Origin of the sequence: Streptomyces sp. NPDC057307 (genome assembly GCF_042667665.1) — a bacterium.
GTDB lineage: Bacteria > Actinomycetota > Actinomycetes > Streptomycetales > Streptomycetaceae > Streptomyces.
In genome coordinates, this window is record NZ_JBHUZM010000214.1 from 1 (window position 1) to 9277 (window position 9277).

Annotated in this window: 8 protein-coding genes; 1 reads left to right on the top strand and 7 read right to left on the bottom strand. The window is 72.4% G+C overall.

Translation table 11 applies throughout. The features are described from left to right. Positions 1 to 56: 56 nt before the first annotated feature. The 4 genes from ACFUN8_RS35765 to ACFUN8_RS35780 form a co-directional block, all read right to left on the bottom strand. Positions 57 to 734 (bottom strand): hypothetical protein, encoded by a 678-nt coding sequence (locus ACFUN8_RS35765; protein ID WP_383647177.1) that lies wholly within the window; start codon positions 732 to 734, stop codon positions 57 to 59. Positions 735 to 780: 46 nt separating this feature from the next. After that, positions 781 to 1344 carry a GNAT family N-acetyltransferase gene (locus ACFUN8_RS35770; RefSeq protein ID WP_383647179.1) on the bottom strand — a complete coding sequence of 188 codons (564 nt, stop codon included), beginning with the start codon at positions 1342 to 1344 and terminating at the stop codon, positions 781 to 783. A 38-nt stretch (positions 1345 to 1382) separates the two neighbouring features. Beyond that, positions 1383 to 3650: an MMPL family transporter gene (locus ACFUN8_RS35775; protein WP_383647181.1), complete on the bottom strand. Its 2268-nt coding sequence runs from the start codon at positions 3648 to 3650 to the stop codon at positions 1383 to 1385. 127 nt (positions 3651 to 3777) lie between these two features. Next, positions 3778 to 5907: a phosphocholine-specific phospholipase C gene (locus ACFUN8_RS35780; RefSeq protein WP_383647184.1), complete on the bottom strand. Its 2130-nt coding sequence runs from the start codon at positions 5905 to 5907 to the stop codon at positions 3778 to 3780. A gap of 299 nt (positions 5908 to 6206) precedes the next feature. Between ACFUN8_RS35780 and ACFUN8_RS35785 the strand changes: the two genes are divergently transcribed. Next, entirely contained in the window at positions 6207 to 6824 is a 618-nt protein-coding gene (locus tag ACFUN8_RS35785; protein WP_383647186.1) for an NAD(P)-dependent oxidoreductase, read from the top strand. Between the two features lie 16 nt (positions 6825 to 6840). On the opposite strand, the gene ACFUN8_RS35790 is transcribed toward ACFUN8_RS35785, so the two are convergent. The 3 genes from ACFUN8_RS35790 to ACFUN8_RS35800 are packed head-to-tail and all read right to left on the bottom strand — an operon-like array spanning position 6841 to position 9119. After that, positions 6841 to 7353, bottom strand: a complete 513-nt coding sequence (locus tag ACFUN8_RS35790; protein ID WP_383647189.1) for a tetratricopeptide repeat protein — start codon at positions 7351 to 7353, stop codon at positions 6841 to 6843. A 57-nt stretch (positions 7354 to 7410) separates the two neighbouring features. Further along, a complete protein-coding gene (locus ACFUN8_RS35795) occupies positions 7411 to 7875 on the bottom strand; it encodes a universal stress protein (protein WP_383647191.1) in 465 nt (154 codons plus the stop codon). Next, the gene (locus tag ACFUN8_RS35800; protein ID WP_383647193.1) at positions 7872 to 9119 is read right to left on the bottom strand and encodes an SLC13 family permease; all 1248 of its coding nucleotides are present in this window, start codon (positions 9117 to 9119) and stop codon (positions 7872 to 7874) included. Before ACFUN8_RS35800 ends, ACFUN8_RS35795 begins: the two co-directional genes overlap by 4 nt. Positions 9120 to 9277: the final 158 nt, after the last annotated feature.

The window sequence follows — 9277 nt, forward strand, 5'->3', positions numbered from 1 at the left end:
CCCTAAGGCCCCGCCCGGCCCCCGTCGGTGCGCGTCCAAGGCGTGCTCGGTCCGCCTCAGCCGACCGGCGGCGCCTGCGCCGGGGGCGGCTCCGGCAGGGACACGAAGACGTCGAAGTACATGCCGATGGAGATCAGCAGGCCGAGCGCGGCGAGCACCAGACCGGCGACGGCGAACGGACGCACCCAGCTCTTGCGCTGCGGCAGGCCGAACGCCACCAGGCCGGCGATGAGCGCCAGCACCGCGAAGATGCCGTTGGTCAGCGCGATGGCGTGCCAGGCGTCGCCGTAGATCTCGGAGATCTGCTGCTCCGCCGTACCGGTCTGGCCGAGGTCGATCTGGCCCACGAGCGTCTCGCGCTCGGAGATCACCTTGCCGGACCAGGTGCCGATGAGCGCGACGAGCGACAGCAGTACGGAGATGAGCGCCGCGGACGCCGAGGCGAGTCCGCTGGAGGGCGGCGGGGTGTAGCCGCCCTCCAGTTCGTCGTCCAGCAGGTCCCCGTCGTCGCCGTCGTCCGCGCTGTCACCGTCGGCGAGGTGGGCGCCGCCGTGCCCGGTCGCGCCGTCCTTGCCCACACCGTCGGTGACGCCCGTCTCAGGGCTCTCCCCAGGCTCTTTGGCCAGGCTCGGGCCCGGCGCGTCGTTCTTCTCGGCAGTAGCCGGAACGGCGCGCTCCGCCTCGTTGTCGCCGCTGTCGTCAGCGGGCTGTTCTGGCTTGGTCGTGGGGTTCATGCGCCGCACGGTAGGCGGCCCGTATGAGAGATCCATGAGAGTTTTCTCAGGACGCGTCGCGTCGCTGCTCACGCCACTCGGGAGCGAGTACGGACCAGATCTCGTTGTCCTGCCGAAGGCCGTGGTGGACACTGGCGCTCCGCAGCACGCCCTCGCGCCGCAGACCGAGCCGTTGGGCGGTTCTGACGCTCGGGAGGTTGGCCGACGACACCACCCACTCCACGCGGTGGATGCCGCGCCGGTCCACCGCCCAGTCGATGAGCACCCGCACCGCTCGGGTCACCAAACCCCGCCCCGTCGCCGCCGGTTCGAGCCAGCAGCCGACCTCGCAGGTGCCCTGCGCCGCGTCGAAGAGCCGGAACATCACTCCGCCGACGAGGGTGCCGTCGAGCCGGATGCCGTAGATCCGTCCGGCGTCGGCGGCCTGCTTCTCGGCGTATCTGCCGAGGAACGTCCGCGCCGAGTCGAGGTCGGTCACGACCCCGGCGAGCCCGACGTGCTGGTCGACCAGCTCCCGGGCGCGGTCCATATGGGCGAGGAACTCGTCGGCCTGCCACGGCTCCAGCGGTCTCAGTTCCGCCCCGTCGTCACCCAGTGATATCGCGAACATCGCACTCCTCCGGTCCGGTCGGCTCAGGTACGGCCCACTCACCGCGGCACGTGCTCCGCACGCTCCGCCGGCTCGTCGCGCCGCGCGGGGATCTTCGCAGACGCGACGCGGGGCGCGGCGGGCGCCTCGATGCTGATCCGGGGAAGCCGGCGGTCCAGCCACTTCGGCAGCCACCAGTTGGCGCCGCCCAGCAGGTGCATCAGGGCGGGCACGAGGAGCGTACGGAGGACGAACGCGTCCAGCGCGACCGCCGCGGCCAGCCCGACGCCGAACATCGCGATGACGCGGTCCCCGCTGAGGACGAAGGCGAGGAAGACCGAAATCATGATCACGGCGGCCGAGTTGATCACACGGCCGGTCTCGGCGAGGCCGACCCGCACGGCCCGCTTGTTGTCGCCGGTCGCCAGCCACTCCTCGTACATCCGGCTGACCAGGAAGACCTGGTAGTCCATGGAGAGGCCGAAGAGGACCGAGACCATGATCACGGGCAGGAACGGCTCGATCGGGCCCGCGCTGCCGAGGCCGAGGAGTTCGCTCCCCCAGCCCCACTGGAAGATCGCGACGACGATCCCGAAGGAGGAGGCGACGGCCGCCACGTTCATCACCGCCGCCTTCAACGGGATGCCGACGGAGCGGAAGGCGAGCAGGAGCAGCAGACAGCCGAGGGTGACGACGACGCCGACGAACAGCGGCAGTTTGCCGACGACGACCTCGGCGAAGTCGTCGTAGCTGGCCGTGACTCCGCCGACCGACACGTCCAGGGAGGTGCCGTCCTGCGCGCGGGGCAGCACCTCCGTACGGAGGCGGTCGACGAGGTCGCTGGTGTCCTTCGACTGGGGCTCAGACTTGGGGACCACGGTGAGCAGGGCCCGGTCGCCGCTGCCGCTGAAGACGATCGGTCCGACGGAGGCCACACCCTCCGACTCGCGCAGCGTGTCGGGGAGTTGGTCCATCGCGAGCCGGTCGTCGGCGCCGTCCAGCTCGGCGACGAGGGTCAGCGGGCCGTTGACGCCGGGGCCGAAGCCATCGGCGAGGCGGTCGTACGCCTGCCGGGTGGTGCTGGACGCCGCGTTGTTGCCCTGGTCGGAGGTGCCCAGATGGAGCGAGAACGTGGGCAGGGCGAGCACCAGCATCACGACCACGGCCGCGGCGCCGAGCAGCCGGGGGTGGCGTTCCACGAAGGCGGACCAGCGGGCGGCGAAGCCGGTGGGCAGTTCGGGCCGCGGCCCGTGTTCGGCGAGCCGGGCGCGCTCGCGGCGGTTCAGCGCGCGCCGGCCGGTGTACGAGAGCAGGGCCGGCAGCAGTGTCACGGACGCGGCGACCGTCAGCGCGACGGTGAGCGAGGCGGCGATCGCGACGCCGTTGAGGAAGCTCAGCCGCAGCACCAGCATGCCGAGCAGCGCGATACAGACGGTGGCCCCGGCGAAGACGACGGCGCGCCCCGTGGTGACGACGGCCTCGGTGGCGGCCTCGGTGACCGTCAGGCCCTGTTGGAGGCCCTTGCGGTGTCTGGTGACGATGAACAGCGCGTAGTCGATGCCGACCCCGAGCCCGACGAGCAGGCCGAGCATGGGCGCGAAGTCGGCCACGGTCATGACGTGGCCGAGGAGCGCGATGCCGGCGTAGGCCGTCCCGACGGAGACGAGCGCGGTGGCGATGGGCAGCAGGCTGGCGGCGAGCGAGCCGAAGGCGAGGAAGAGGACCACGGCGGCGATGGCGACGCCCACGATCTCCGCCGTGTGCGCGGTGGTGCCCTCGGTGAGGGCGACGGCGCTGCCGCCCAGTTCCACCTGGAGGTCGTCGGTGGCCGCCTTCTTCGCCGTGTCGACGACGGCCTGGGCCTGGGCGGCGGGGATGTCGTCGACCTGCTGCTCGAAGGTCACGACGGCGAACGCGGTGCGGCCGTCCTCGCTGATCTGCCGGGCGCCCTCGCCGTCCTCGGGGCCGGGTGCGTACGAGGAGCCCCTGGCGCCGTCGGTGATGACGTAGGGGCTCATCACGCCGGCCACGCCGGGCAGCTTGGCGATCTCACCGAGCGTGACACCCATGCGTAGTTCGATGTCGTCCGCGCGGACGGAGCCGCGTTCGGTGTGCCAGACCACGGTGTCGCTGTCGCCGCTGCGGTCGGGGAAGCCGCTCTCCAGGAGGTCGACGGCGTGGCCTGACTCGGTGCCGGGAGCCTCGTAGTCGTTGGAGTACGACGTCCCGGTCACGACGGCGGCGGTGCCGGTGGCGCCGAGGGCGAGCAGCCACAGGAGTACGACCAGGAGCCGGTGCCTGACGCACCACCGCGCGACTGCTGCCAACGGTCTGCTCCCTGCGTGGTCCCGGAGAGCCAACTCTGACATCGAATCGTGATCGTTTGCCCGTTTGGTGGGGTTCCTCACACAGTGTTGACCTGGCGTTCGATCGATGGGAGCGGTTGATTCCGGTTCAGCCGGAGACGCTCGGCTTCCCGTTCTCGATGTGCCCCATCAGCCGTCGGCGGAAGCCCCGGCCCGCCGTCACCTCGATGTCGTACCACCCGTGCGCGTCGGCGGCCGAGTGCACGACCTGGCGGCTGCGTCCCGGCTTGACCGTGAACTCGCGCTTCCAGTCGCCCAGATCGGCCTCGTCGGCGTACCCGAGCGAGCGCACCGTGAAGATGACGGGCAGATCACCCTCATTACGGAGGGTGAGATGCAGGTCGCGGTCGTGGTGGTCGACGGACGAGGTGACCTCGGCGCCGCGACCGGCGACGGGGCCCGCGAACTCGCGGCGGAAGCCGTTGGGTCCGGTGATCGTGAAGCGGTACGCGTCGCCGGTCAGGGGCACCGTCCACTGCGACGTGCCCCTCACGTCCCGGTGCTGCGGGACGTCGAACTCACCGGCGTACGGATAGAGCGCGAAGTGGGCGCTCGACCGCCCCGTGTTGCGCAGTTCGAGCCGCAGGGCCCGCGCCCCGGCGCGGCCGGCCACGAGGCGGCCGTAGGCGTCCGGCTGGTACGGCAGGGGGCGGGCGGGCCGCGCGCCGGGCTCCTGCACGGGCATCCGCTGCACGGCCGGCGGCACCGGGCGCCAGCGCCCCGTGAACGGCGGGACGGGGCCCGGCTGCTCGACGTCGGGCCGCGGCCTGCCCCGTCCGAAATCGAAGGCGGACGTCAGATCGCCGCTGACGGCACGCCGCCACGGCGTGATGTTGGGCTCCTTCACACCGGTCCACCTCTCCAGGAAGCGGACGACCGAGGTGTGGTCGAAGACCTGCGAGCACACGTAGCCGCCGACGGTCCAGGGCGAGACGACGAGCAGCGGCACACGGATGCCGAGCCCCGTGGGGCGGCCCTCCCAGCGCTCGTCGGCGTCGTCCACGGGCGGCACGGGGGGCGGGACGTGGTCGAAGAACCCGTCGTTCTCGTCGTAGTTGATCAGTACGACCGTGTGCCGCCAGACGTCCGGGTGCGCGCCCAGCGCGTCGAGCACCTGGTAGACGAGGCCGGCGCTGGCGACCGGCGAGGACGCGCCGGGGTGCTCGGAGTCGACGGCGGAGGGCACCAGGTACGACACCTCGGGCAGCGTGCCCGCCGCCACGTCGGCGCGGAACGACGCGGCGAGGGTGCCGGACTCGACGCGCCGCAGCCCGCGCTCGAAGAGCGACCGCTCGTGGGCGGTGAGGGCCGCGACGCCCTCGTCCAGCGCGGCGAGCAGCCGGGCCCGTACGGCGGTGTCGTCGGTGTCGCGCACGGCGGCGTAGAAGGCTTCCATGTACGTGAAGCCGCCGCCTCCCTCGATCTCACGTGCCGGGGCGAGCGCCTTGTGCGCGATCTTCTTGAAGGAGGTGAAGAACTCGATGTTGTTGTCGGTGAAGTTCTCCCACTCCGCGTACGTCTTCCAGCTCCGCCCGGCCTTCTCCAGCCGCTCGGCGTACGTGGGCCACGCGTAGCCGGGATGGGTGCCCTCGGCGTACGCGTCGTTCCCGACGGCGCGCCGCCCGTCCGCCTCGTAGCCGGTCCAGCCGCTCCACAGGTGGTTGCGGTTGGGGCTGGTCGAGGTGTGGATGGACGAGTGGTAGGCGTCGCAGACGGTGAAGGTGTCGGCCAGCTCGTAGTGCAGCGGGATGTCGGCGCGGTCGTAGTACGCCATGGTGGCGGCGGTCTTGGCGGAGACCCAGCCGTCCATCCAGCCGTTGTTCCACGCCTTGGCGCCACCGTTCCAGGAGTGGTCGAGGTCGCCTATGTACTGAAGGTCCTTGCTCTGCGCCTCGGCGGCCTCGCGTACGGGGAACGGCAGGACGGTGCCGCCGCCGACGGCGCCCGGCTGTTCGAACACCGGGCGGCCGGCGGGCAGTTCCACCGCGTTGCGGTCCCCGAAGCCCCGTACGCCGCGCAGCGTGCCGAAGTAGTGGTCGAACGACCGGTTCTCCTGCATGAGCACCACGACATGCCGGACGGCGTCCAGTCCCCCGGCCGGCGCCTCGGCGGCGATGGCGGCCCGCAGGGACGGCGGCAGTACGGAACCCGCCGCCGCGGCACCGACGGCGCCGCCGCCGAGCGCGAACAGCCGTCGCCGTGAAATGTCAGTGGCCAAGAGATCCTCCCAAGTCAAGTGGTACGGCCCGGAAGCTAGCCACCGTAGGTGGCGACGGGAAGACCCAGGGGCGGCCCGGCGATGAACGTCCGAGAGTCGCCCCCGTCCGGGCCGCCCCGCGCGCGTGCCGGAGGTGCGAGTCCGGGCGGATCCATGGCGGTCGGACGCCCCGTGCCGCAAGCTGGAGCCCGCCCTCCTCGCGGGCTCCACGCGGATGCGACCGACCATCGGACACGTGAGCCCTGAGCCGGTGACCCCATGACCCGCCAATCCATGATCACGACAGGGACAGCCTGCCCATGAACGTCACCGTGTTCGGCGCCACCGGGCGTACCGGACAAGCCTTCCTCGCCTCCGCCGCGCGCGCCGGGCACCGCACCACCGCACAGGTGCGGGAACCGTCGCGGCTGGGCGACGCCCCCGTCGACCGGGTGGTGACCGGCAGCCCCTTCGACGAGAGCGCCGTGACCGACGCCCTCACCGGCGCCGACGCGGCGGTGATCGCCTTCGGCCTCAAGGGCAACCGGACGACGCCGCTGTACTCACGCGGCACCGAACTCGTCGTGGACGCGATGCGGAAGCTGGCCGTACGGCGGCTGATCGTCGTCTCGGAGGCCGGATACGGCTCCCACGTACGCGGCCTCTCGGGCCGTACCATCGCCGCCCTCTACCGCGCGACGGCCCGCCCCCTCCTGCGGGAGCGGGAGGCCCAGGACGCGGTGATCCTCACCAGTGGCCTGGAATGGACGGTCGTACGGTCCGGGGTGCTGCACCACGGGCCGGCCCGCGGCAACCGCCCCCGCTCCTTCACGCCGCACCGGGGCCTCGCGCCCCGCACGACCTACGCGGACCTCGCCGACCTCGTCCTGGACGCGCTGGACGACCCGGCGACGTACGGCCGGGACCTGTACCCGTAGGGCGTACCGCGGACGCTCAGGGCCCCTGCTGAACGACCTCGCGCAGATCCTTCGCGTAGTGGCTGATCGCGCGCCGGTACGACCGCACGCCCGGGTCCTCGCTGGTCGTGGCCAGCAGCTCCAGCAGGATCCGCATCGCGTCGTCGTGCCGCTCGGTGTTGAACAGCGCCATCGCGAGGAAGGTCCGCAGAGCGCCGTCGTCGGGAAACTCGGCCAGCCCGCCCCGTAGCGTCTCGACGGCCTTCTCGTACCGGCCGAGGATCCGGAACGTGCTGCCGAGACCCACCAGTGCGCCGAGCCGGTCCTCCGCCGAGAGGCCCGTTCCGGCCAACGCGCCTTCGTAGTAGGCGACGGCCTCCGCCTCCAGGCCGAGGGCGTCGTGGGTCCAGGCGGTCTGATAGGCCACCTCGGCGTCGTCCGGATGCCGGGCGGCGAGAGCCACCAGCCGCTCCCGGGCCTGTTCCGCTTCCCCGCGTGTGCGCAGTTCGACGGCTTCGGCCAGCAGCTCGTCCCTGCTCGCTGTGTCCATGCGGGAATTGTCGCACCGGGGCCCCCGGCCCCCGGCTCCGGTGCCCTGCCCCGACGCTCAGCCCCGGTACGGCCACACCAGCAGGACCGGGCACGGCGCGTGGTCGACCACGAAGCGGGACTCCGGGCCGAGGCTGTGCGGGCCCGGCCGGTCGCGGTCACCGTCGCGCGCGCAGATCAGCAGGTCCGCGTCCGCCGCCGCGCGGACGACCTCCTCCTGGGGACGGCCGTGCCGGTCGAGCAGTTCGCAGGGCCTGCCGAGCCGGTGCGCCGCCTTCTCCAGGAGGTCGGCGCCCGCCGCGCCCGAGAGCGCCTCCAGTCTGCTGCCGGGGTCGCGTTCGGGTCCGTGGCCACGGCCGAGAAGCCCCGCGTACGCGCGGTGCGCCTCGGCGGCGATCCGGTCGTCGCCGACGTGCAGCAGGACGACATGGTCGTCGGGGGCCCTGTCACGCGCCGCGTCGACGCAGGCGGGCCAGGTCGACGGACTGATCCACACGAGGGCGGTTGTCTTCACGTCACTCACAACTGGAGCGTGCCCCACAGGGCAACGGTCGAAGCGATCAGCGTCGCGGGCACGGTGAGCAGACCGAGCCGGGTGAACTGCCCCAACGAGGGCGCGGAGTCGTGTTCGTGCAGGACACGGCGCCACAGCAGGGTGGCGAGCGAACCGACGTATGTGAGGTTGGGTCCCAGATTCACCCCGATGAGCGCGGCGAGTACGGGGCCCGGTCCCGCGGGCGCGACGACGGGCAGCAGGGCGAGGATCGCGGGCAGGTTGTTGATCAGATTGGCCAGGACGGCGGCCACGGCGGCGATCGCGAGCAGGGTGGTGAGGGATTCGCCGGCCGGGAGGATCCGGCTGATCCCGGTGTCCAGGCCGTTGTCGACGACGGCCTTGACGACGATGCCCAGTGCGAGCACGAAGAGGCAGAAGAGCGGGGACGCGGCGCGGAACAGCGCGGGAAGCGTGGTGCGTCGCCGCCGCAGCGCGCGGGCGGCGAGCACGGCCGTACCGACGAAGGCCGCCCAGAGCGGTTCGATGCCGATCAGTGAGGTGACGGCGAACGCGACGAGTGTCAGGCCGAGGACGACGAGCGTGAACGTCGGTACGGTGCGCGGCTCGGCCTCCTTGGGAGGGTGCGCCCCGACGGCCAGGTCGGCGGCGAAGAAGCGGCGCAGGACGACGTACTCGACGGCGATCGCGGCCAGCCACGGCAGCGCCATGAGCACCGCGAAGCGGGTGAAGGACAGGCCGCTGGCGGTGAACGCGAGGAGGTTGGTGAGGTTGGAGACGGGGAGCAGCAGCGACGCGGAGTTCGCGAGGTGGGTGCAGGCGTAGACGTGCGGGCGGGGGTGGGCTCCGACGCGGCTCGCGGTCACGAAGACGACGGGCGTCAGGAGGACGACGGTGGCGTCGAGGCTGAGTACGGCGGTGGTGACGGCGGCGACGCCGAACACGCCGCCGAGCAGTCGGCGCGGGTGCCCGCCGCAGAAGCGGGCGACGAGGTCGCCGGCCGCGTCGAACAGGCCGTCGTCGTCGCAGAGTTGGGCGAGCACCAGAATCGCGGCGAGGAACCCGACGACGGGCAGGAGCGTGTGCGTCTGCTCCCAGGCGTCGGCGGGTGACACGGCGCCGAGTACGACGACGAGCCCGGCGGCCGGCAGGGCGGCGACGGCTTCGGGCAGACCTCTCGGTCGCGCGACGGCGAAGGCGAGTACGCCGAGGAGCAGCCCGACGGACACGATCTCGGCGGCGAGGCTGTTCACGGGGCGGCGCCAGGTTCTGGTGGGCGGACGGAGGATTCACGCGCGCCGCGCACCCGCGCGACGCCCGCCAAACCTAAGGCCCGCGCGGGGGTCTGCCCGGCAACGCCCCCCGAGTCGCCCCTGCCCGGGCCGCCGTTGCGGGGCCGGCGCCCCCGGGC